Source organism: Brevibacterium sp. Z349TD_9, assembly GCF_056173565.1.
Genome location: NZ_CM149680.1, coordinates 1,079,194 through 1,102,275, shown reverse-complemented (window position 1 = coordinate 1,102,275; position 23,082 = coordinate 1,079,194). Strand labels below are relative to the sequence as shown.

The window sequence follows — 23,082 nt, the reverse complement described above, 5'->3', positions numbered from 1 at the left end:
GATTACCAGCGGTAGTGGGCGAAGGCCTTGTTGGACTCGGCCATCTTGTGGGTGTCCTCACGGCGCTTGACTGCGGCACCGAGGCCGTTGCCGGCGTCGAGGATCTCATTCATGAGGCGCTCGGTCATCGTCTTCTCGCGACGCTGGCGGGCGTAGCCGACGAGCCAGCGCAGCGCGAGGGTGGTCGAACGAGCAGGACGGACATCGACCGGAACCTGGTAGGTCGCACCGCCGACACGGCGGGAGCGGACCTCGAGGGACGGACGGATGTTGTCGAGGGCCTTCTTGAGGTTGGCGACGGGGTCGTTGCCGTTCTTCTCACGAGTTCCCTCGAGGGCACCGTAGACGATGCGCTCGGCCGTCGACCGCTTGCCGTCGAGCAGGATCTTGTTGATCAGCTGCGTGACGAGCGGCGAGTTGAAGACCGGGTCGATGACGATCGGTCGCTTGGGTGCGGGACCTTTGCGCGGCATTACTTCTTCTCCCTCTTCGCTCCGTACTTGCTGCGGGCCTGCTGACGGCCCTTGACACCCTGGGTGTCGAGGGAACCGCGCACGATCCGGTAGCGCACACCCGGGAGGTCCTTGACACGGCCGCCGCGGACGAGCACGATCGAGTGCTCCTGCAGGTTGTGTCCCTCGCCGGGGATGTACGCGGTCACTTCGATCTGGCTCGAGAGCTTGACACGAGCGACCTTGCGAAGAGCCGAGTTCGGCTTCTTGGGGGTCGTGGTGTACACACGGGTGCACACGCCGCGACGCTGGGGGCTGCCCTTGAGGGCAGGGGCGTCGGACCCTGCGGACTTGTTATGCCGTCCTTTGCGGACGAGCTGCTGGATTGTCGGCACTAAGCGTTCTCCATTGCTTCTCGATGAACCTAATTCCCACATCGGTCGCGCATGCGCGTCTGTGAACCGTGGGACATATCCGACTGAACACCGGGTGAAGCTTGACTCCCGATGCCAGTATCCGCGCGATGTCACGCACCCTGCGGTCGGGAGTGTCGCAAGGACACACACGCGCAGAGGCCCGCGGTTTCGGCGGCCTGCGCCGGTCGCACTCACACTGGTCCCAGGCCTCACAGAACACCTGGCATGATCGTCCGACGACGCAGATAACACAATCAGTCGCATCCCAGAATATCGCGTGCGCGAGCCTCTGGTCAAAACCACCGGCACCCTGCCGGAACGGGAGCGCGAGGGCCTCCGCCCCGGCGAGACCGGGGTCACACGGCCCTCCGGCCCGGCAGCCACCTCGGCGAGGAGGCACGGCTGAGGACCCGCTTCCTTGACTCATTCAAGAAAACGGGGCAGGGTGAAGGTGTGTCAGAGGAAGAACGCGTGCACGCCGAGGACTATTCCGCGACCCTGCGGAGCAGTTCCCTGCGCGTGACGAAGCAGAGGGTCGCGGTGCTGGCGGCGGTGGACACCCACCCCCATGCCGACACCGAGACCGTCATCCGGTCCGTCAGGGAGAGCCTGCCGGACGTCTCCCATCAGGCCGTCTACGATTCGCTGCACACGCTCACCGCGGTCGGCCTCGTCCGGAGCATCCAGCCGTCCGGGTCCGTGGCCAGGTACGAGCGGCGCATCGGCGACAACCACCATCACCTCGTCTGCCGGTCGTGCGGTCTCATCGTCGATGTCGACTGCACGGTCGGCCGGGCGCCCTGTCTGAGTCCGTCGCACGATCACGGATTCGCAGTCGACCAGGCCGAGGTGACGTTCTGGGGACTCTGCCCCGACTGCCGCAGCGGCAGTGAGGGACCGAGCGACCGGGGAGACTGAGCAACGCACCTCTGTCGCGTGAACCGGCGCAGACGCCTGCGGGCAACCGCTGCCGAGGACCACAGCTGAGCCGCGCTGCGGCTCGAACCCGAAAGGAACCCCCATGTCCGAAACCTCCACCACGGGCGGCTGCCCGGTCGTCCACGGCGACTCGACGGCAACCGCGACCACCGAGCCCGGGTCCCTGACCTCTCCGATGCAGGGCGACGCCAACTCCCACTGGTGGCCCAACCGCCTCAACCTCAAGATCCTCGCGAAGAACCAGCCGGCCCGCGACCCGATGGATGAGGACTTCGACTACGCGGCCGAGTTCAACAGCCTCGACTACTTCGCTCTCAAGGCCGACCTCGCGGAGATGCAGCGCACGAGCGAGGACTGGTGGCCCGCCGACTTCGGCAACTACGGCCCGTTCATGATCCGCATGGCCTGGCACTCGGCGGGCACCTACCGCGTCCAGGACGGTCGCGGCGGCGGCGGTGAGGGCCAGCAGCGCTTCGCCCCGCTCAACTCGTGGCCCGACAACGTCGGACTCGACAAGGCCCGGCGTCTGCTGTGGCCGCTGAAGAAGAAGTACGGCAAGAAGATCTCCTGGGCCGACCTCTTCATCCTCGCGGGCAACGTCGCCCTCGAGCAGATGGGCTTCAAGACCTTCGGCTTCGCCGGCGGACGCAAGGACGTCTGGGAGCCGGACAACGACGTCTACTGGGGCTCGGAGACCGAATGGCTGGGCACCGACAAGCGCTACGCGGGCAACCGCGAGCTGCAGAAGCCGCTGGCGGCGACGACGATGGGTCTCATCTACGTCAACCCGGAAGGCCCTGAGGGCGAGCCCGATCCGCTCAAGGCCGCTGCCGACATCCGCGACACCTTCGGTCGGATGGCGATGAACGACGAGGAGACCGTCGCCCTCATCGCCGGCGGTCACACCTTCGGCAAGACCCACGGCGCCGGCCCCGAGAGCCACAAGGGCGCCGACCCCGAGGGCGCCCCGCTCGAACAGCAGGGTCTGGGCTGGAAGTCCGACTTCGGCACCGGGCACGGCAATGACTCGATCGGCAGCGGCATCGAGGTCACGTGGACCTACCATCCGACCCGCTGGGACAACGAGTTCTTCCACATCCTCTTCGCCTACGAGTGGGAGAAGTTCGAGAACGAGGGCGGCCACATCCAGTGGCGTCCGATCGACGGCGGCGGCGACGACATGGTCCCGATGGCCCAGGGTGAGGGACGCCGGGAGCCGCGCATGCTCACCACCGACCTCTCCCTGCGCTTCGACCCCGCCTACGAGAAGATCTCGCGCCGCTTCAAGGACGACCAGGCCGCCTTCGAGGACGCGTTCGCCCGGGCCTGGTTCAAGCTCACCCACCGTGACATGGGCCCGGCCACCCGGTACCTCGGACCCGAGGTTCCCACCGAGGAGCTCATCTGGCAGGACCCGGTTCCCGTCGGCACCCCTCTCAACGACGGTGAGCTCGAGCTCGTCAAGGCCTCGATCCGCAACTCGGGTCTGAGCGTGTCCCAGCTCGTCTCGACGACGTGGGCCGCCGCCTCCTCGCACCGCGTCTCCGACATGCGCGGCGGCGTCAACGGCGGGCGCCTGCGCCTCGAACCGCAGCGTGACTGGACGGCGAACGAGCCCGCGAAGCTCGCCGAGGTGATCGGCGTCCTCGAGGGCATCGCCGACCAGACCGGCGCCTCCTTCGCCGACGTCGTCGCGATCGCCGGTGCCGTGGGCGTCGAGACCGCCGCCGCCGCGGCCGGCCACGACATCACCGTCCCGGTCTCGACCGGTCGCGGGGACGCCTCGCAGGAACAGACCGACATCGAGTCGTTCTCCTACCTTGAGCCCACCCACGACGGCTTCCGCAACTACCTCACCCCGGATCTGCCCCTGGCCGCGGAGTTCCTCCTGCTCGACCAGGCGAGCCTGCTCGGGCTCACCCCGTCCGAGCTCACCGTCCTCATCGGCGGCCTGCGCGTCCTCGGGGCGAACTACGAGGACTCCGAGCTCGGCGTCTTCACCGACCGCAAGGAGCAGCTGACGAACGACTTCTTCGTCAACCTCCTCGAGCTCGGCAACACGTGGAAGGCCGTCGGCGATTCGGCGACGACGAACCTCTACGAGAACTACTCCCCCGATGGTGAGAAGCTGTGGTCGGGCAGCCGCGTCGACCTGCTCTTCGGTGCGAACTCCGAGCTGCGTGCGATCGCCGAGGTCTACGCCTCCGACGATGCGCAGGAGAAGTTCGTCACCGACTTCGTCCGTGCCTGGACGAAGGTCGTCGAAGCCGACCGCTACGACCTGAAGCGCTGAGCCGACCCCCTCGCCGAGGCGGTGGCACGGACCCCGCGCCACCGCCTCGGCGAGGGCACGGTTCCGCACCGCACGGGCGGTGCCCCAACCAGGGGCACCGCCCGTGTGCTGTCCCCGGTCGGCGGGTGTGGTCCCCGGTCGACAGGTGTGGTCCCCGCTACACTGGTGACCATGTCCGACGAACAGCCAGAGCTCCCCTCCCGTCCGCGGATCCGCGCCTCTGACAAGGACCGCGACGCCGTGCTCGCCGTCATCACCGACGCCGTCTCGAACGGTCGCCTCGACCCCGAGGAGACCGCTGAGCGGCAGGACGAGGCGATCGCGGCGAAGTACCTCGACGAACTCATGCCGCTCATCGTCGACCTTCCCGAGGGCAACGACCTCCACCGATCGCTCGAGGCGCAGACGGGCGGAACGACCCCCGGATCGCAGATCGTCCCCGGCAACCGACCCGCACCGCTGTCGCCGCTCGCCGCACCCGGCACCTCGGCGCCGGTGAACTCCGTGGCGATCATGTCAGGCCGCGAGATCGACGTCCCCGCCGGCACCGCCGAGGTGACGACGTACGCGCTCATGGGCGGGGACAACATCGACCTCTGCGAGGTGATGGGCCCCGGCGTCACCGTCGAGCTTCACTCCTTCGCGATGTGGGGCGGCAACGACATCTACGTCCCGCCGGGTGTGCGGATCAAGGACGAGACGATCAACATCATGGCGGGCAACGAGGTCCGGCAGTCCGCCCGCGGCGACGGATCGAACGGAACGCTCGTGCTCAAGGGCATGTCGCTCATGGCCGGCCACGACATCCACCTGGCGAAGGGCTACCGAGGAAAGGACCAGGGACAGCTGACATGAGAATCGGGATCCTCACCTCCGGCGGCGACAGCCCCGGACTCAACGCCGTCATCCGCGGCATCGTCCGCAAGGGAATCCGCTCCCACGGCTCCTCGTTCGTCGGGATCAGAGACGGCTGGCGGGGACTCCTCGAGGACGACGTGTTCGAGATGTCGATGCTCGATGTCCGCGGCCTGTCCGGACGCGGCGGCACGATCCTCGGCACCTCCCGCACTCACCCCTACGAGGACGGCGGTCCGGCGCGGATGCGCGAGGTGATGGCCGCCCACGACATCGATGCGATCGTCGCGATCGGCGGCGAGGGGACGCTTTCGGGTGCCTCGCGCCTCGTCGAGGAGGAGGGGCTCAACATCGTCGGGGTGCCGAAGACGATCGACAACGACCTCGACAACACCGACTACACGTTCGGCTTCGACACCGCCCAGTCGATTGCCACCGAGGCGATCGACCGGCTGCGCACGACCGCTGAGTCGCACCACCGGTGCATGGTCATCGAGGTGATGGGCCGCAACGTCGGCTGGATCGCGCTGCACTCGGGTATGGCCGGCGGCGCGCACGCGATCCTCATGCCCGAGTTCCCCGTCTCGATGGACCAGATCGGGCAGTGGGTGACCTCGGCGAGGGACCGCGGTCGCGCCCCGATCGTCGTCGTCGCCGAAGGCTTCGTGCCCGAGGGCCTCGACGAGCAGATCGCCGACCGCGGTCTCGACAGCAGGGGCCGGGCCCGCCTCGGCGGCATCGCGAACTACCTCGCACCCCTCATCGAGGAGACCACGGGCATCGAGACCCGCGCGACGATCCTCGGACACCTGCAGCGCGGCGGCTCCCCCACCGCGTATGACCGGGTGCTCTCGACCCGGCTCGGCATGGCCGCAGCCGACCTCGCCCACGACGAGCAGTGGGGGAAGATGGCGAGCCTCAAGGGCACCGACATCGTCGCCGTCGAGATGGCCTCGGCCGTCGACAGCCTCAAGACGGTGCCGCTCGACCGCTGGGAAGAGGCGCAGGTTCTCTTCGGGTAGCGGCAACACGCGCGGAAGGCGTCGCAACCGCTCGAGCGGCGGCCCAAGCGTGAATGCACGAGGGGCACCCACCGTGTCGGTGGGTGCCCCTCTGCCGTTCAGACCTCAGGCGGTCTCGAACTCAGACTCAGCTGAAGGCGCCGTAGTCGTAGTCCTCGAGCGGGATCGCGGAGCCGGAGTCGGCACCGATGCCCGCGTAGAAGTCACCGTAGCTGTTGGTGAACATCTCGGCCTTCGCCTCCTCCGTCGGCTCCACAACGATGTTGCGGTGCGTCTGGAGGCCGGTGCCGGCCGGGATGAGCTTACCGAGGATGACGTTCTCCTTGAGCCCCATGAGCGTGTCCGACTTGCCTTCCATCGCGGCCTCGGTGAGGACGCGCGTGGTCTCCTGGAAGGACGCAGCCGAGAGCCACGACTCGGTGGCCAGCGAGGCCTTCGTGATGCCCATGAGCTCGTCACGGGCCGAAGCCGGCTGTCCGCCTTCGGCGACGACGCGACGGTTCTCCGCCTGGTAGCGGCCGCGGTCGACGAGCTCGCCGGGCAGCAGGTTGGTGTCGCCCGACTCGATGACGGTCACGCGACGCAGCATCTGCCGCACGATGACCTCGATGTGCTTGTCGTGGATGCCCACGCCCTGCGAGCGGTACACCTTCTGCACCTGCTCGACGAGGAAGCGCTCGGCCTCACGGCGACCGCGGATGCGCAGCACCTGCTTCGGATCGACAGCACCGACGACGAGCTGCTCGCCCGCCTTGACGTGCTGACCGTCCTCGACGAGGAGGCGGGCGCGCTTGGAGACTGCGTGCTCGATCTCCTCGCTGCCGTCATCGGGGGTGATGACGACGAAGCGGGTCTTGCGGCTGTCGTCGATCTTCGCCCGACCGGTCGCCTCTGCGATGGGGGCGAAGCCCTTCGGGGTGCGGGCCTCGAAGAGCTCGGTGACACGGGGCAGACCCTGGGTGATGTCACCCGAGGACGCCGCCACACCACCGGTGTGGAAGGTTCGCATCGTCAGCTGCGTGCCGGGCTCGCCGATCGACTGGGCAGCGACCGTGCCGATCGCCTCGCCGATGTCGACGAGCTTGCCGGTGGCCATCGAACGACCGTAGTGCATCGCCGAGATCTGCGTGTCCGAATCCGCGGTGAGCACGGAGTAGACCTTGAGCTCTTCGATGCCGGCGGCCACGAGGGTGTCGACGACCTCAGCGGTGACGTCCGTCTTCGCCGGGACGATGACGTTGCCGTCGGCGTCGGTGACGTCGGAGACCGTGAGACGGCCGTAGACGCTGGTCTCGACGAACTCGTGCGGAACGAGGTTGCCGTCGTGGTCGCGCTCGGCCACGGGCAGGGTGATGCCCTTGGTCGAATCGGTCTCCGCGGTGCGGATGATGACGTCCTGCGAGACGTCGACGAGTCGACGCGTGAGGTAACCGGAGTCAGCGGTACGCAGCGCCGTGTCCGCGAGGCCCTTGCGGGCGCCGTGGGAGGCGATGAAGTACTCGAGCACCGAGAGTCCCTCACGGTAGTTCGACGTGATCGGACGCGGGATGATCTCACCCTTCGGGTTCGTCACCAGACCGCGCATACCGGCGAGCTGACGGACCTGCATCCAGTTGCCGGACGCACCCGAGTCGACGAGGCGGAGCACGGAGTTCTCCTCCGGGAAGTTCGTCCGCATCACCTGGTCGACCTTCTCGGTGGTCTCGGTCCACAGCTTGACGAGCTCGTTGCGGCGCTCGTCGTCGGTGAGCGCACCGAGTTCGTACTGCTGCTGGACCTTCGTGTCGAGCGCCTCGGCGTTGTCGAGGATCTCCGTCTTCGCCTCGGGCGAGACGATGTCCGACATCGCCACGGTGATGCCCGAACGAGTCGCCCAGTGGAAGCCGCCGGACTTGAAGTTGTCGAGCGTGTGCGCGACCTCGACCTTCGGGTACTCCTCGGCGAGGTGGTTGACGATCCGGCTCAGCGCCTTCTTGTCGATCGTCGAGTTGACGAACGTGTAGTCGGCGGGCAGGTACTCGTTGAACAGGGCACGGCCCAGCGTCGTGGTGACGTCGAGCGGCATACCCGGCTCCCAGCCCTCGGGAACCTCGAGGTCCGCACCCGGAACGACGTTCTCGAGGCGGATGGTCACGACCGAACCGAGGTCGAGCTCGCCGTGGTCGAAGGCCATGATGGCCTCGCCGAGGCTGGAGAACGACCGGCCCTCGCCGGCGAGTCCCTTGCGCTCCGAGGTGAGGTGGTAGAGGCCGATGATCATGTCCTGCGAGGGCATGGTCACGGGCTTGCCGTCGGAGGGCTTGAGGATGTTGTTCGCCGAGAGCATGAGGATGCGGGCCTCAGCCTGCGCCTCGGGGCTCAGCGGCAGGTGGACAGCCATCTGGTCGCCGTCGAAGTCGGCGTTGAAGGCCGAGCACACGAGGGGGTGGAGCTGGATGGCCTTACCCTCGATGAGCTGCGGTTCGAACGCCTGGATGCCGAGGCGGTGCAGGGTCGGTGCGCGGTTGAGCAGCACCGGGTGCTCGGTGATGACCTCTTCGAGGACGTCCCACACCTGCGGGTGCTGGCGCTCGACCATCCGCTTGGCCGACTTGATGTTCTGCGCATGGTTGAGATCGACCAGGCGCTTCATCACGAACGGCTTGAACAGCTCCAGGGCCATGGTCTTGGGCAGACCGGCCTGGTGGAGGCTGAGCTGCGGACCGACGACGATGACCGAACGGCCCGAGTAGTCGACGCGCTTGCCGAGCAGGTTCTGACGGAACCGGCCCTGCTTGCCCTTGAGCATGTCGGAGAGCGACTTGAGCGGGCGGTTGCCCGGTCCGGTCACAGGACGTCCGCGACGGCCGTTGTCGAACAGCGAGTCGACGGCCTCCTGGAGCATCCGCTTCTCGTTGTTGACGATGATCTCGGGGGCGCCGAGGTCGAGGAGCCGCTTGAGGCGGTTGTTGCGGTTGATCACACGACGGTAGAGGTCGTTGAGATCCGAGGTCGCGAAGCGGCCGCCGTCGAGCTGGACCATCGGGCGCAGCTCGGGCGGGATCACCGGGACGACGTCGAGGACCATGCCCTCGGGGTTGTTGTCCGTGGTGAGGAACGCGTTGACGACCTTGAGGCGCTTGAGCGCGCGGGTCTTGCGCTGTCCCTTGCCGGTGTTGATCAGCTCGCGCAGCTTCTCGGCTTCGGCCTCGAGGTCGAAGTCGAGGAGGCGCTTCTGGATCGCCTCGGCGCCCATGGCACCGGTGAAGTAGAGGCCGAAGCGGGCGAACATCTCGCGGTAGAGGCTCTCATCGCCCTCGAGGTCGTTGACCTTGAGGTTCTTGAACCTGTCCCACACCTGCTCAAGACGGTCGATCTCGCGATCGGCGTTCTTGCGCAGCTTGTCCATCTCCTTGTCGGCGACATCGCGCAGCTTCTTCTTCGCCTGGGCGGAGCCGCCCTCGGCCTCGAGCGCTGCGAGATCCTCTTCGAGCTTCTTGGCACGACGGTCGATGTCAGCGTCGCGGCGGTCGCCGATCTGCTGCTTCTCGACGTCGATCTTGTTCTGCAGGCTCGGCAGATCCCGGTGACGGGACTCCTCGTCGACAGAGGTGATCATGTACGCGGCGAAGTAGATGACCTTCTCGAGGTCCTTCGGCGCGAGATCGAGCAGGTAGCCCAAGCGCGAGGGGACGCCCTTGAAGTACCAGATGTGGGTCACGGGAGCGGCGAGCTCGATGTGGCCCATGCGCTCACGGCGCACCTTGGCACGGGTCACCTCGACGCCGCAGCGTTCGCAGATGATGCCCTTGAAGCGGACGCGCTTGTACTTTCCGCAGGCGCACTCCCAGTCACGGGTGGGGCCGAAGATCTTCTCGCAGAAGAGTCCGTCCTTCTCCGGCTTGAGGGTGCGGTAGTTGATGGTCTCAGGCTTCTTCACCTCGCCGTGGGACCAGCCGCGGATGTCATCCGCGGTGGCGAGACCGATCCTCAGCTCATCAAAGAAATTGACGTCAGGCACGTAAATCCTCTTTCCTGGCGATGGACTCGTGGTCCATCAGAAATTCTTGTGTCGGTTGGAGTGGAAGTGCTCAGACTTCTTCGACGGTCTGGGCTTCGCGGTAGGACAGGTCGATGCCGAGCTCTTCGGCTGCGCGGTAGACCTCGTCCTCCGAGTCGCGCATCTCGACCTGGCCGCCGTCGGAAGACAGGACTTCGACGTTGAGGCACAGGGACTGCATCTCCTTGATGAGGACCTTGAACGACTCGGGGATTCCCGGGTCGGGCAGGTTCTCACCCTTGACGATGGCTTCGTAGACCTTGACGCGGCCCGGGATGTCATCGGACTTGATCGTCAGCAGCTCCTGGAGCGTGTACGCAGCGCCGTAGGCCTCGAGGGCCCAGACTTCCATCTCACCGAAGCGCTGACCGCCGAACTGCGCCTTACCACCGAGCGGCTGCTGGGTGATCATCGAGTACGGACCGGTCGACCGCGCGTGGATCTTGTCGTCGACGAGGTGGTGGAGCTTGAGCATGTACATGTAGCCGACCGAGATCGGGTACGGGAACGGCTCACCGGAGCGACCGTCGAACAGCTGGGCCTTGCCCGAGGAGTCGATGAGTCGGTCTCCGTCGCGGTTCGGGGTCGTGGCGTCGAGCAGTCCGCGCAGCTCCTGCTCGTGGGCACCGTCGAAGACCGGGGTGGCCAGGTTCGTGCCGGCCTCGGCTTCGCGGGCGAGCTGCGGAAGCTCCTCGGCCCACTCGGGGTTGCCCTCGATCTTCCAGCCCTGCTTCGAGATCCAACCGAGGTGGATCTCGAAGACCTGGCCGATGTTCATACGACGGGGCACACCGTGCGGGTTGAGGATGACGTCGACGGGGGTTCCGTCGGCGAGGAACGGCATGTCCTCGACCGGCAGGATCGTCGAGATGACGCCCTTGTTGCCGTGACGGCCGGCCATCTTGTCACCGATGGTGATCTTGCGTCGCTGGGCGACGTAGACGCGGACCATCTGGTTGACGCCCGGCGAGAGCTCGTCGTCGTCCTCACGGTCGAAGACGCGCACGCCGATGACGGTGCCGATCTCGCCGTGGGGCACGCGCAGCGAGGTGTCGCGGACCTCACGGGACTTCTCACCGAAGATCGCCCGGAGCAGACGCTCCTCCGGGGTCAGCTCGGTCTCACCCTTCGGGGTGACCTTGCCGACGAGGATGTCGCCGTCGGTGACCTCGGCGCCGATGCGGATGATGCCGCGATCGTCGAGGTCGGCCAGGGCGTCGGGCGAGATGTTCGGGATGTCCCGGGTGATCTCCTCGGCACCGAGCTTCGTGTCGCGGGCGTCGACCTCGTGCTCCTCGATGTGGATCGAGGAGAGGACGTCGTCCTGGACGAGGCGCTGCGAGAGGATGATCGCGTCCTCGAAGTTGTAGCCCTCCCACGACATGAACGCGACGAGGAGGTTCTTGCCGAGAGCCATCTCGCCGTTCTCCGTCGACGGTCCGTCGGCGAGCACGGCACCGGTCTCGACGCGGTCTCCCTCGTCGACGATGATGCGCTGGTTGTAGGACGTGCCGTGGTTCGAGCGCTTGAACTTCGACGCACGGTAGGTCTGCATCGTGCCGTCGTCGGCGAGCACGGTGACGAAGTCAGCCGAGACCTCGGTGACGACGCCCGCCTTCTCCGCGACGATGACGTCGCCGGCGTCGACGGCCGCACGGTACTCCATGCCGGTGCCCACGACGGGGGCCTCGGACATGACCAGCGGCACAGCCTGACGCTGCATGTTCGCTCCCATGAGGGCGCGGTTCGCATCGTCGTGCTCGAGGAACGGGATGAGCGCCGAGGCGACGGACACCATCTGACGTGCGGAGACGTCCATGAAGTCGATCTGGTCGCGGAGCACCAGCTCGGCTTCGCCGCCGCCGCCCTTCGGACGTGCGAGGACCTCTTCCTCGGCGAAGCGCTGATCGTCGGTCAGCGGGGCGTTCGCCTGCGCGATGTTGTAGTCGAGCTCGTCATCGGCGGTGAGGTACTCGGTCTCGTCCGTGACGACGCCGTCGACGACCTTGCGGTACGGGGTCTCGATGAAGCCGAACGGGTTGATCCGGGCGTAGGACGCGAGTGAACCGATGAGGCCGATGTTCGGACCCTCGGGGGTCTCGATCGGGCACATGCGGCCGTAGTGCGACGGGTGGACGTCTCGGACCTCCATCGCCGCGCGGTCGCGCGAGAGGCCGCCGGGTCCCAGCGCCGAGAGGCGGCGCTTGTGGGTCAGACCCGCGAGCGGGTTGTTCTGATCCATGAACTGCGACAGCTGCGAGGTTCCGAAGAACTCCTTGATCGCGGCGACGACGGGACGGATGTTGATGAGCGTCTGCGGCGTGATCGCCTCGACGTCCTGGGTGGTCATGCGCTCGCGCACGACGCGCTCCATGCGGGACAGGCCCGTGCGGACCTGGTTCTCGATGAGCTCGCCGACGGCGCGGATGCGGCGGTTGCCGAAGTGATCGATGTCGTCGAGCTTGACGCGCACCTCGATCTCCTCGCCGTCGCGCTCACCCTTCGTCGTCTCGACTCCGGCGTGGAGCGAGACGAGGTAGCGGATGGTCGCGGCGATGTCGTCGACCGAGAGCACCGAGTCCGACAGCGGGGCATCGACGCCGAGCTTCCGGTTGACCTTGTAGCGGCCGACCTTGGCCAGGTCGTAGCGCTTGGGGTTGAAGTAGAGGTTGTTGAGCAGGTTGCGCGCAGCCTCGGCGGTCGCGGGCTCGGCGGGACGCAGCTTCTTGTAGATGTCGAGCAGCGCCTCCTCCTGCGTGGAGACGGTGTCCTTCGCCAGGGTCTCGCGGATCGACTCGAACTCGCCGAACTCCTCGAGGATCTTCGACTCGGTCCAGCCGAGGGCCTTGAGCAGGACGGTGACCGACTGCTTGCGCTTGCGGTCGAGGCGGACGCCGACCTGGTCGCGCTTGTCGACCTCGAACTCGAGCCAGGCACCGCGAGAGGGGATGATCTTCGCGGAGAAGATGTCCTTGTCCGTGGTCTTGTCGACGCTCGACTCGAAGTAGGCGCCGGGCGAGCGGACGAGCTGCGAGACGACGACGCGCTCGGTGCCGTTGACGATGAACGTGCCCTTGTCCGTCATGAGCGGGAAGTCGCCCATGAAGACCGTCTGGGACTTGATCTCGCCGGTGTTGTTGTTCATGAACTCGGCGGTGACGTAGAGCGGCGCCGAGTAGGTCATGTCGCGTTCCTTGCACTCGTCGATCGAGTACTTGGGAGCTTCGAACCTGTGCTCACGGAACGACAGCGACATCGATCCACCGAAGTCCTCGATCGGTGAGATCTCTTCGAAGATGTCCTCGAGACCGGAAGTGGTCGCGACGGAGTCGTCTCCGATTTCGATGGCTTCGGCGACGCGGTCCTGCCACGCTTCTGAGCCGATGAGCCAGTCGAAGCTGTCGGTCTGGAGTCCGAGCAGGTCGGGAACCTCGAGCGGTTCGCGGATCTTCGCGAACGAGATTCTCTTAGGGGGGTTAGCGGTCCTGGTGTTATCGTTGGCGGCGGCCAATGGGATCCTTCCGAGTGCTTCACCATCTGACGCGTTGCCACCCCACCCCGACCGGGCGCCTATCCGTGTGTCGGTTTCGACACCGGGCGACGACGTGGTTCACTGGAGTGGAACTGACCTGCCCCCCGCTATATGAAGGCACGCCACAGGCACAGCAACGCAAATATCAAGCTTATAGCATTCGGTCAAGTCCCGCAAGGTCCATGTCCGACCTTTCTCTCCACCCGTGACCTCGATATCCCTCAAGGGTATATTCAGGTCATGGTGTTCCTCCTCCTCGGACTCCTCCACGACGGACCCCGCACCCTCTATGACCTCCATCGGAGGTTCGCAGACGGGATCTCGCTCTTCTATGCCGCGAGCTTCGGCAGCATCCAACGCGCCCTCGACCGCGCTCGCGACAGCGGCTGGGTCACGGTCGACGACGTCCCCGATTCGGCGCGCGGGCGCAAGCTCTACTCGCTCACAGCCGCCGGGCGGGCACGCTGGCGGGAATGGATGGCCGAACCGCCCACCGGGTCGAATCCCGAGCAGACCATGCTCGCGAAGGTCTACCTGCTCGGCCGGTTGCCCGAGACCGAGCGCGCGGCATGCCTCGTGGAGATCCGCGCACGGCTCGACGCCGACGCGGCTACGCTGGCAGCCCTCGCCGCTGACCTCGATGCCGCCGAGGTGCCTGATGCGGCGATAGAGAAACATCGCTTCGAACGTGCCACGCTCGACTACGGCCTCCGCTCCCACGCCTTGGCCCTCCAGTGGCTCGGCGAACTGGAGGCGTCGTGACCCTCGCCCTGGTCATCGCCCTGGTGCTGCTCGCCGCCCTCGCAGTGCTCCAGATTCTCGGGGCGGCGGGGCTGCCCGTCGGCAGTCTGCTGTGGGGCGGACGAGAACGGGTGCTGCCGACCCGGCTGCGGCTCTCGAGTCTCGCGACTCTCGCGGCCTACGCAGTCTTCGCAGCCGTGCTGCTCAGCCGCACGGGCGTGCTGCCCGGCCGGGACTCCCCCGTAGTCGTCGTCGCGACGTGGGGCCTCGTCGGCGTCCTCGCACTGAGCACCATCGCCAACGCGTTCTCCCGCAGCCGTGCCGAACGCTTGACGATGATGCCGACCGGGGCGGTGCTCACCGTGGCCGTGCTCGTCATCGCCCTCGGCCGGTGAGATCCCCGGCTCGGCCCGGCGACCTCCGAAGGCTGGGCCCGGAACCTGCCGGGCCGACACTGAGTCGACCGAGTGACAGGTTCCCCGCCTCAGCGGCGTACGGTTCCGCACCCGGTCACGCATTCGATATATTAGAAGCCGTCCGACAAGTGGAAGATGTGAGACCATGACGCGATTGACGGCACCAGCGCTCAGGCGCGGACTGGACATACTCGAGCTCCTCATCGACGAGGACCGCGGGCTGAAGGTCCCCGAGATCACCCAGCGGTTGGACCTGCCCCGAGCAACGACCCACGAACTCATCAATACGCTGGCCGACCGCGGATACGTCGCTGTCTCCGCTGACACCGGCCGGGTCACCCTGGGCATCAGGACGCTGCGCCTCGGCGCCGGATACGAACGCAACCTCGACATCGCCGAGGTGGGCCGGCAGTGCGCCTCCGAGGTGGCCCGGGAGTGCGGGGAGACGGTGCAGATCGCGGTCCGCGACAGCGCTTTCGCTGTCTACATCGTCCGCATCGACAGCACCCACCCGGTCCGCCTGGTCTCCCAGGTCGGCTCCCGCCTGCCGGCCACATGCACAGCGGGAGGGAAGATGCTGCTGTCCGCGCTGCCTGCTGCAGAGCTCACCGCCCTCATCCCCGACGACGATCATCTCGAGCAGATGACCCCCCGCAGCATCTCGACTCTCGAGCAGCTCGACGCTGAGATGGCCCGGGCTCGCGAGAACGGGTGGATCGACGAGTTCTGCGAATCCAACGACCATGTCACCTGCGTCGCCGCGCCCGTGTACGGCAAGCTCGGGGAAATGGTCGCCGCGATGAGCATCTCGATCCCGATGCTGCGCTGGAAGGACGAGGACCGGGAGCGCTACGTCACGCTCGCCCGCAGTGGGGCGCTGACGATGTCCGAACTCCTCGGAGCTCCGGACACCCGCTCCTGAGCTGCCGGCTGCGGGACCATGATCGCCCGGCCCGGTTCGCTTCCGGCCAAGGACGCGTAGGCGTCGTTCACCTCGTCGAGGCCGAAGCGGGCGCCGAGGAGGCGCTCCAGCGGGAGCCTGCCGCTGCGGTAGAGGGAGAGGATCCGCGGGATGTCGACGGGCGTGTTCGCCGACCCGTAGAGACTGCCGACAACGCGCTTCTGCTGTTGGACGATCTGGTTGACCGGAAGGTCGACCTCGGCCCCGACCCGTCCGAGGCCGAGGGCGACGACGGTGCCGCCGGTGCCGACGAGGTCGAAGGCCTGCCGCAGCGTCTGGGGAAGGCCCACGGCGTCGACGGCCCAGGAGAAGGGGCGCGGAGAGATCCGGAGCAGCTCATCGGCGAGGTCCTGTGAGGCGGCGTTGATCGTGCGGGTCGCGCCGAGCTCGAACGCCTTGTCGAGTTTGGCGTCGACGGTGTCGACGGCGACGATCGGGTCAACTCCGATGAGGGAGAGCCCCATGACCACGCTCAGCCCGACGCCGCCGGCCCCGATGACCACAGCGCCCTGGCCGCTCGCCTCTGACATCTCGTTGAGGGCGGCTCCGACGCCGGTGACGACAGCACAGCCGGTGATCGCGGCGATCTCTGTCGGGATCTCGGCGTCGACGCCGATGAGGGAGGTCTGGGATACTACGGCGCGTTCGGCGGCGCAGGAGACTCCCATGAGGTGGTGCACGGGCTCTCCGTCGATGCTCAGTCGGGTCGTCCCGTCGATGAGTCCTCCGGTCGGGGCCATGAGGCGCCCGGACGTGCACAGTGCCGGTCGACCGGTGGCGCAGAACTCGCAGTTGCCGCAGCGGGGACGCCACATCGTGATGACCCGGTCGCCGGGCGCGAAGCGGGTCACGCCGTCGCCGACGCGTTCGACGACTCCGGTGCCCTCATGGCCGATCACCATCGGCATGCGCCCCTGCAGGTCGCCATGCATGTAGTGGAGGTCGCTGTGGCACACGCCCGTGGCGAGGATCCGGATCTCGACTTCTCCGGGGCGGGGCGCCTCGAGGTCGACGTCTTCGACGGACAGCGGCTGTCCGGGGGTGCGAAGCACTGCTGCTCTCATGGTCGGTGTCCTCTTCTCTCGTTGGCTCTCTGGTGTCGGTTCCGGTGCGGGGTCATGCGACAGGTTCGGCGTCATGCGCTCGCGGGGTCGGGCAGGCGGACGTGGGAGCTCCTGATCCCTGCGGTCGAGGCGAGTCCGAGCAGTTGGAGACTGCGCGCGTACTCCTCCCTGAGGATCTCGACCACCCTCTCCACTCCGGCTCTGCCACCGGCCATGAGTCCGTAGAGGTAGGCTCGGCCGATCATCACGGCGTCGGCTCCGCGCGCCACGGCGGCGATGATGTCGGCCCCGTGGCGGACGCCGGAGTCGAGGAGGACGGCCACCTCGGGCCCGACGGCTTCGCGGATCTCCGGGAGCACGGAAAGGGTTGCGGGCGCCCGGTCGAGCTGCCTGCCGCCGTGGTTGGAGACGATGACGCCGTCAGCTCCGTGGCCGACCACCTCGGCGGCCGTGCGCGGGCTGAGCACTCCCTTGACCAGGAGATCACCCTCCCATTCCGAACGGAGCCAGTCGAGATGGCGATAACTCAGCGTGGGCTCGAACGCGATGTCGGCGACGTCGACGGCGTTGACGGCCCCTCCGGCTAGGGCGGCAAGGGAGGCGAAGGTGATCGGTGCGGTGGTGAGCTTGTTGAGCGCCCACATCGGGTGGCGGGCCATTCCGGCGATCGTCTTCGGCGTCAGGGTCGGAGGGATCGTCAGTCCGTTGCGGACGTCTCTGAGCCGGTGTGCGGCCACGGGGGTGTCGACGGTGAGCATGATCGTCCTCACCCCCGCCGCTCGGGCCCGCTCGAGAAGCATCTCGTTGATGCCCTGGTCGCGGGTGAGGTAGAGCTGGAACCAGTTGTCCCCTCCGGGTGCGGCGCCGGCGACCTCTTCGAGCGTCGCTGTACCGACCGTCGAAAGCGTGTAGGGAATCCCGGCGGATGCAGCCACGGCTGCCACCGCGCACTCCCCGTCGTGATGCATCATCCTCGTGTACCCGGTCGGAGCCATCACCAGCGGCAGTGAGACCTCTCGACCGAGCAGCGTCGTCGAAAGATCCGGGTCGGCGACGGGTGAGAGGTATTCGGGAACGAACTCGACGCTGTCGAATGCGGCGCGATTGCGGTCGACTGTGATCTCGCGGTCGGATCCGCCGTCGACGTACTCGAAGACCGACCGCGGAGTGGTGCGCACCGCGACCGCACGCAGCTCGTCGACGCTGAGTGCCGCACTGAGCCCGCGCCGAACCGGGTCGAGGATCGGCGCGCGGAACCGCAGCAGGGACTTGAGTTCGGCCAGGTCGGGCAGTTGACGGCCCTCGCTGAAACGGGTGAGTCGATCGAGTCCGTCCACCACATATCTCCTTTGACGAAATATCAGACGCTGTCTTGTGTATTAGATTCTGACCGACCAGGCTCGACGCGTCAAGCGCCGCCGCTGCGGGCCGCGGGGTTGACTCACGCCCTACTCCCCCCGCATGATGTATCTCACAACCTAGACAACGTCTGATATTTCAAACAGGAGGGTTCTATGGATCTCGGTCTCAACGGAAAGGTCGCACTCGTCTGCGCCTCGACCTCGGGCCTCGGCGCCGCCACGGCCGCCGCACTCGCCGCCGACGGGGTGAGGGTCGTCGTCACCGGCCGCTCTGAGGAGCGCGCACGGCAGGTCGCCGCCGAGCTGCCCGGAGCCGAAGCGATCGCGGCCGATCTCGTCGCCCCGGGCGGAGCCGACTCCCTCATCGCGGCCGTCCGCGACCGGGTCGGCGACCCGGACATCCTCGTGCTCAACGGCCCCGGCCCCGTCCCGGGCACCGCCGAGGACACCTCCTCCGAGTCCGTCACCGATGCAGTCGCCACCCTGGTTACCCCTCATGTCCGCCTCATCCGGGCGTTCCTGCCGGAGATGCTCGGCCGTGGATGGGGACGGATCCTCTCGATCAGCTCAACAAGCATCGAGGCACCGATCCCCAACCTCGCGCTGTCGAACCTCGGGCGTTCGGCGCTGGCCGGTTACCTCAAGACCTTGGCCACCGAGGTGGCCGGTCGCGGAGTCACCGTCAACATGCTTCTGCCCGGGCGCATCGACACCCCGCGCGCGCATGCCGTCGACGAGGCCGCAGCCTCGCTCAAGGACTCGCCCGTCGCCGAGGTGCGAGCCGCCTCGGAGGCGGCCATCCCGCTCGGACGCTACGGCAGGCCCGACGAGTTCGGGGCGGCCGCAGCGTTCCTCTGCAGCGGCCCTGCCGCCTACATCACCGGCACTGCGCTGCGCTGCGACGGCGGCATGGTGCCGACGCTCTGAAGACCCCTCCCCTCCCCCGGACGTTCCCACCCGGGCATCTTCGCCCATCGCAACCCCCACCCATCACGAAGGAGTGATCGACCGTGAGCCTGAGCTCTGACACCGCACCGATTCCGAGCGCCTCCAAGGAGGACATCCGACGGGCCGGTCTCGCCGGCCTCATCGGCACCACCATCGAGTGGTACGACTTCTACATCTACGGCCTCGCCGCCGCACTCATCTTCCCCGCACTGTTCTTCCCCAACGCCTCACCGACTGCCGGCGTGCTCGCCTCCTTCGGCACGTTCGCCGTCGGGTTCATCGCCCGCCCCATGGGTGCCGTGATCTTCGGGCACATCGGCGATCGCATCGGACGCAAGACGACTCTGATGGTGACCCTGTTCATCATGGGTTCGGCGACCGTGATCATCGGGCTCCTGCCCGGATACGACACACTCGGCATCTGGGCGCCGACCCTGCTCGTCACCCTGCGCTTCCTCCAGGGCTTCGCCGTCGGAGGCGAATGGGGCGGGGCTGTGACCATGGTCGTCGAGACCTCACCCCGCCATCGCCGCGGTCTCAACGGCAGTCTGCCTCAGATCGGCGTCCCCGCCGGCCTCGTCCTCTCCTCCTCAGTCTTCGCCGTGGTCTCCGCGCTCCCGGGCGATGCGATGGAGGAATGGGCATGGCGGATCCCCTTCGTCCTCAGCTTCGCCCTCATCATCGTCGGGCTCTTCATCCGCTCGCAGATCAAGGAGAACCCGACCTTCCAAGCGGTCAAGGAGTCCGGCAGCCGGCGCAAGCTGCCCATCGCCGAGGCGTTCACCCGCCATTGGCGGGACATCCTCCTGTGCATCGGCCTCTACGTCGCCGCGGGAGTCCCGTTCTACATCGTCACCACATTCGTCCTCTCGTACGGCACCGACAACCTCGGCATCTCCCGTGACACGCTCCTCGGGGGTCTGCTCGCAGCCGCCGTCGTCGAGGCCGTGACCGTCCCGGCCTTCGGCGCCCTCTCCGACCGCATCGGTCGGCGCCCGGTGTTCTGCGCGGCCGCGCTACTCACGGTCGTCCTCGCCTTCCCCTTCTTCCTCATGCTCGCCTCGGGACAGACGGTCCTCATCTGGGCGGCGATGATCCTCGCCCTCGCACTCTGCCACGCCGGGATGTACGGACCCACAGCCGCCATGTTCGCCGAACTCTTCGGTCCCGACGTCAGGTACACGGGCACCTCCGTGGGCTACCAGCTCGGCGGAGTCGTGGCCGGGTTCCTGCCGCTGGTCTCCGGCGCCCTCGTCGCGTCCGCAGGCGGGGCCTTCTGGCCCGTCGCCCTGATCTGGGCCGGTGTCGGTGCGATCGGGCTCGTCTGCGTCCTCGTCATGGGCGAGACCCTGGGACGCGACCTCAGCGCGCAGACCCCATCGCAGTCAACCCCCTCGCCGTCGACCCCGAAGTCCACCGAACCGCTCAACCGATGAAGGAGCTCACCCGATGACCGCTGTCGCCATCGACACCCCGACCGCCCTCGACTCCGCCGTCCGCGCCGCGGCGACCGCAGCAGAGCAGAACGCTCAGGCCGACCCTGCCACGCGGGCGGGGTGGCTCGAGGCCATCGCCCGCGAGCTGCGCGCCGCCGCCCCGGAGCTCGTGTCCATCGCGGACCGCGAGACCCACCTCGGCGAGAACCGTCTGCACACCGAACTCCGGCGCACCGCCTTCCAACTCGACCTCTTCGCCGATGAGATCCGCCGCGGCTCCACCCTCGAGGCGACCATCGACCATGCCGATCCGGACTGGGGCATGGGACCCCGACCGGACATCCGCCGGATGAACGTCCCGCTCGGAGTCGTCGGCGTTTTCGGAGCCTCGAACTTCCCGTTCGCATTCAGCGTTATCGGCGGCGACAGCGCCTCGGCACTGGCCGCAGGGTGCGCGGTCCTCCACAAGTTCCATTCGGCGCACACCGAACTCGCCCGGCGCACCGGGCAGCTGGTCGTCGACGCTCTCGCCTCTGCCGGCGCACCGGAGGGTCTGTTCTCCCTCGTCGAGGGACGCGAAGCGGGAATCGCCATTGTCGAGCATCCGCTGGTCAGAGCCGTCGGGTTCACGGGATCGACGGCGGTGGGTCGGGAGCTCTTCGCCCGGGCGGCGGCACGTCCCGAGCCGATCCCGTTCTTCGGGGAGTTGGGCAGCACGAACCCGGTTTTCGTCTTCCCCACCGCCTGGCAGGCTCGCGGGGAGGCGATCCTCGATGCGTTCGCGGGCTCATTCACCGCGGGCGTCGGACAGTTCTGCACGAAGCCCGGGGCGCTCCTCGTCCCCGAGGCCGGAACCGACGTCGCCGATCGTCTGGGACGGGCACTCTCCCAGGTCTCCATCTCGGCGATGCTCAGCCCCGGGCTGCGGACGAGCTACGGCGCCGCGGTCGACGCGATGGCGCAGCGTCCCGGCGTCAGGGTGCTCATCGACGGCAGGTCCGCCGATGAAGTCCCTGATCCGACGGTGTTCGAAGTCGACGCCGAGGAGGTCCTCGCCGATCCCGGGATCCTCGGTGAGGAGATGTTCGGTCCGGCGACCCTGGTTGTGCGCTACCGTGACGAGGCGCAGCTGCGCCGCCTCGCCGACGTCCTCGACGGTCAGCTGACTACGTCCATCCAGGCCGATGCTGCGGACTCGGCGACCGATCTCGTCGACCTTCTCGCAGCCGCATCGGGCCGAGTACTGTGGAACGAATGGCCGACTGGGGTGACGGTCTCCTACGCCCAGGAGCACGGCGGACCGTACCCTGCCACCACGGCACCGGGCACCACCTCCGTGGGGACATCGGCGATCCGCCGCTTCCAACGCCCCGTCGCCTACCAGGGGTTCCCGGATGCGGCTCTGCCTCCCGTTCTGCAGGAGGCGAACCCGTGGTCGGTGACGCGCCGGGTCGACGGCGTCTACGTCAACGCCTGACCTTCTTCCACACGCTCGTCCACGCGAAGGCCTCGAAGCCGGCGAGGTCGTTGATCGCGAGCATCCACGCATTCTCCGCCGCATTCCATGTGTAGACCCGTTCGACGGCCGAATCCCGCAGCAGCGCCGCGTGGTTGGCCCTCTTCAACCGCGCGCCGAGGTGGTGCCCGCGGTGCTCGCGGATGACGAGCGTTCCGCCCTGGTCCCCGACCTCGGGGCGGTCGGCGAAGTGGGCAGCCTGGGTGTAGCCGGCGACTTCGTCGCCCTTCATCGCCAGCGCCGTCATCATCCGTTTGCCCGCTGCCTCCCGGTCGGCGTCGTTCGCACGCACCCGGTCGGCGTCCCAGAACTCCTCCTCCTCGAGGTCGGCGGCCCCGGGCGTGTCCGTCGACATCCTCCGTTGGAGGAGGGCGAGCGCCTCGAGGTGCTCCTCGGGGGTGGGTCCGGCCCACGTGAGGATCGTGTAGCCGTCGCCGCCGTCGTCCTCGGCGCCGAGGCCTCCCCCAGCCTCGCGGATCCGCGCGACCGAGCACCGTTCGAGCTGGCGCAGAGAATACCCGTGGGCCCGGGCGAAGGCGACCTCCGGCAGGGTCGAGGGCAGCGCGCCCGTCCCCGAGGCCGCGGCGACCCGCGCGTCCCGGAGGTTCTCCTCGACGACCCGCACCGGAGATTCGCCGAAGCTCGTCAGCGTCCGCCGTCCCTCCGCCGCCAGCTGCTCCTCCATGGCGGAGAGCAGCTCGGAGCCGAGTCCCTGCCGGCGGTGCTCGGGGTGGACTGAGACGTGGATCTCGGCGGCGTCCTCGTTGTCCTTCAGGCTGAGGTAGGCGATGCCCCTGGCGACGATGTCCCCGCCGAGGCGGCCGAGCCACACCGCGTGCGTGAGGTAGTCGTTCGTCCGCTGCAGCTGCCTGCGCACCTCCCCGGGGCGGGGGTCGAAGTCGGGTCCGAGGCCGGAGGCGGAGTTGACGAGGAGATCGAAGGCGACCACCTCGGCGACGGTGTCCTCGATCTCGGACTCGGACAGCGCGCCCGCCCGGATGTGCGTGATCTCCATCGATCTCCTTGTCCTCGTGTGCCGCGCCCGCCGCGGTGCGGGGCGCTCCGTGAGCGAGTCTAGCCGCAGACGACGC

General features: G+C 67.7%; 17 protein-coding genes. 10 read left to right on the top strand and 7 right to left on the bottom strand.

Annotation, left to right across the window (positions count from 1 at the left end; translation table 11 throughout):
• Window positions 1-2: 2 nt before the first annotated feature.
• Window positions 3-473, bottom strand: coding sequence for a 30S ribosomal protein S7 (rpsG, locus tag AC0VYB_RS04890; RefSeq protein ID WP_009379177.1), 471 nt, complete (start codon window positions 471-473; stop codon window positions 3-5).
• Window positions 473-847 (bottom strand): 30S ribosomal protein S12, encoded by a 375-nt coding sequence (gene rpsL / locus AC0VYB_RS04885; protein WP_009379175.1) that lies wholly within the window; start codon window positions 845-847, stop codon window positions 473-475. The genes rpsG and rpsL overlap by 1 nt, the downstream gene beginning before the upstream one ends.
• A gap of 474 nt (window positions 848-1,321) precedes the next feature.
• Between rpsL and AC0VYB_RS04880 the strand changes: the two genes are divergently transcribed.
• The 4 genes from AC0VYB_RS04880 (at window position 1,322) to AC0VYB_RS04865 (ending at window position 5,977) form a co-directional block, all read left to right on the top strand.
• Window positions 1,322-1,786 (top strand): Fur family transcriptional regulator, encoded by a 465-nt coding sequence (locus AC0VYB_RS04880; protein ID WP_100227484.1) that lies wholly within the window; start codon window positions 1,322-1,324, stop codon window positions 1,784-1,786.
• 103 nt (window positions 1,787-1,889) lie between these two features.
• On the top strand, window positions 1,890-4,100 hold the full coding sequence (katG, locus tag AC0VYB_RS04875) for a catalase/peroxidase HPI (RefSeq protein ID WP_009379166.1): 2,211 nt from the start codon (window positions 1,890-1,892) through the stop codon (window positions 4,098-4,100).
• Between the two features lie 171 nt (window positions 4,101-4,271).
• Window positions 4,272-4,955 carry a DUF1707 SHOCT-like domain-containing protein gene (locus tag AC0VYB_RS04870; RefSeq protein ID WP_009379165.1) on the top strand — a complete coding sequence of 228 codons (684 nt, stop codon included), beginning with the start codon at window positions 4,272-4,274 and terminating at the stop codon, window positions 4,953-4,955.
• Window positions 4,952-5,977, top strand: a complete 1,026-nt coding sequence (locus AC0VYB_RS04865) for a 6-phosphofructokinase (RefSeq protein ID WP_009379164.1) — start codon at window positions 4,952-4,954, stop codon at window positions 5,975-5,977. The genes AC0VYB_RS04870 and AC0VYB_RS04865 overlap by 4 nt, the downstream gene beginning before the upstream one ends.
• 127 nt (window positions 5,978-6,104) lie before the next feature.
• Here AC0VYB_RS04865 and AC0VYB_RS04860 read toward each other — a convergent pair whose 3' ends face one another.
• Window positions 6,105-9,977: a DNA-directed RNA polymerase subunit beta' gene (locus AC0VYB_RS04860; RefSeq protein ID WP_009379162.1), complete on the bottom strand. Its 3,873-nt coding sequence runs from the start codon at window positions 9,975-9,977 to the stop codon at window positions 6,105-6,107.
• 70 nt (window positions 9,978-10,047) lie between these two features.
• Window positions 10,048-13,527 (bottom strand): DNA-directed RNA polymerase subunit beta, encoded by a 3,480-nt coding sequence (gene rpoB / locus AC0VYB_RS04855; protein WP_144588003.1) that lies wholly within the window; start codon window positions 13,525-13,527, stop codon window positions 10,048-10,050.
• Between the two features lie 261 nt (window positions 13,528-13,788).
• Here rpoB and AC0VYB_RS04850 point away from each other — a divergent pair, with 261 nt between their 5' ends.
• The 3 genes from AC0VYB_RS04850 (at window position 13,789) to AC0VYB_RS04840 (ending at window position 15,627) form a co-directional block, all read left to right on the top strand.
• On the top strand, window positions 13,789-14,310 hold the full coding sequence (locus tag AC0VYB_RS04850; RefSeq protein ID WP_313451396.1) for a PadR family transcriptional regulator: 522 nt from the start codon (window positions 13,789-13,791) through the stop codon (window positions 14,308-14,310).
• Complete coding sequence (locus AC0VYB_RS04845) at window positions 14,307-14,684, top strand: hypothetical protein (RefSeq protein WP_313451398.1); 378 nt, start codon at window positions 14,307-14,309, stop codon at window positions 14,682-14,684. The genes AC0VYB_RS04850 and AC0VYB_RS04845 overlap by 4 nt, the downstream gene beginning before the upstream one ends.
• Before the next feature lie 166 nt (window positions 14,685-14,850).
• Window positions 14,851-15,627, top strand: coding sequence for an IclR family transcriptional regulator (locus AC0VYB_RS04840; protein ID WP_313451400.1), 777 nt, complete (start codon window positions 14,851-14,853; stop codon window positions 15,625-15,627).
• Here the strand turns inward: AC0VYB_RS04840 and AC0VYB_RS04835 are convergent.
• The gene (locus AC0VYB_RS04835; RefSeq protein ID WP_313451403.1) at window positions 15,555-16,730 is read right to left on the bottom strand and encodes an alcohol dehydrogenase catalytic domain-containing protein; all 1,176 of its coding nucleotides are present in this window, start codon (window positions 16,728-16,730) and stop codon (window positions 15,555-15,557) included. The two genes, AC0VYB_RS04840 and AC0VYB_RS04835, sit on opposite strands and share 73 nt — an antisense overlap.
• Window positions 16,731-16,801: 71 nt before the next feature.
• Window positions 16,802-18,067, bottom strand: coding sequence for an alpha-hydroxy acid oxidase (locus tag AC0VYB_RS04830; RefSeq protein ID WP_313451405.1), 1,266 nt, complete (start codon window positions 18,065-18,067; stop codon window positions 16,802-16,804).
• A 177-nt stretch (window positions 18,068-18,244) separates the two neighbouring features.
• On the opposite strand from AC0VYB_RS04830, the gene AC0VYB_RS04825 reads away from it, so the two are divergent.
• From AC0VYB_RS04825 to AC0VYB_RS04815, 3 genes are all read left to right on the top strand, one after another.
• Entirely contained in the window at window positions 18,245-19,018 is a 774-nt protein-coding gene (locus AC0VYB_RS04825; RefSeq protein ID WP_313451407.1) for an SDR family oxidoreductase, read from the top strand.
• An 83-nt stretch (window positions 19,019-19,101) separates the two neighbouring features.
• On the top strand, window positions 19,102-20,475 hold the full coding sequence (locus AC0VYB_RS04820) for an MFS transporter (protein WP_313451409.1): 1,374 nt from the start codon (window positions 19,102-19,104) through the stop codon (window positions 20,473-20,475).
• 13 nt (window positions 20,476-20,488) lie between these two features.
• Entirely contained in the window at window positions 20,489-21,952 is a 1,464-nt protein-coding gene (locus AC0VYB_RS04815; RefSeq protein WP_313451411.1) for an aldehyde dehydrogenase (NADP(+)), read from the top strand.
• On the opposite strand, the gene AC0VYB_RS04810 is transcribed toward AC0VYB_RS04815, so the two are convergent.
• Window positions 21,942-23,006, bottom strand: a complete 1,065-nt coding sequence (locus tag AC0VYB_RS04810) for a GNAT family N-acetyltransferase (RefSeq protein WP_475385061.1) — start codon at window positions 23,004-23,006, stop codon at window positions 21,942-21,944. The two genes, AC0VYB_RS04815 and AC0VYB_RS04810, sit on opposite strands and share 11 nt — an antisense overlap.
• Between the last annotated feature and the right edge of the window lie 76 nt (window positions 23,007-23,082).

Bases quoted from the DNA above. Each gene is read 5' to 3' on its own strand.
- katG (WP_009379166.1), top strand. From the start codon at position 1,890: ATGTCCGAAACCTCCACCACGGGCGGCTGCCCGGTCGTCCACGGCGAC.
- AC0VYB_RS04850 (WP_313451396.1), top strand. From the start codon at position 13,789: ATGGTGTTCCTCCTCCTCGGACTCCTCCACGACGGACCCCGCACCCTC.
- rpsG (WP_009379177.1), bottom strand. From the start codon at position 473: ATGCCGCGCAAAGGTCCCGCACCCAAGCGACCGATCGTCATCGACCCG.
- AC0VYB_RS04840 (WP_313451400.1), top strand. From the start codon at position 14,851: ATGACGCGATTGACGGCACCAGCGCTCAGGCGCGGACTGGACATACTC.
- AC0VYB_RS04825 (WP_313451407.1), top strand. From the start codon at position 18,245: ATGGATCTCGGTCTCAACGGAAAGGTCGCACTCGTCTGCGCCTCGACC.
- AC0VYB_RS04865 (WP_009379164.1), top strand. From the start codon at position 4,952: ATGAGAATCGGGATCCTCACCTCCGGCGGCGACAGCCCCGGACTCAAC.
- AC0VYB_RS04870 (WP_009379165.1), top strand. From the start codon at position 4,272: ATGTCCGACGAACAGCCAGAGCTCCCCTCCCGTCCGCGGATCCGCGCC.
- AC0VYB_RS04835 (WP_313451403.1), bottom strand. From the start codon at position 16,730: ATGAGAGCAGCAGTGCTTCGCACCCCCGGACAGCCGCTGTCCGTCGAA.
- AC0VYB_RS04815 (WP_313451411.1), top strand. From the start codon at position 20,489: ATGACCGCTGTCGCCATCGACACCCCGACCGCCCTCGACTCCGCCGTC.
- AC0VYB_RS04810 (WP_475385061.1), bottom strand. From the start codon at position 23,006: ATGGAGATCACGCACATCCGGGCGGGCGCGCTGTCCGAGTCCGAGATC.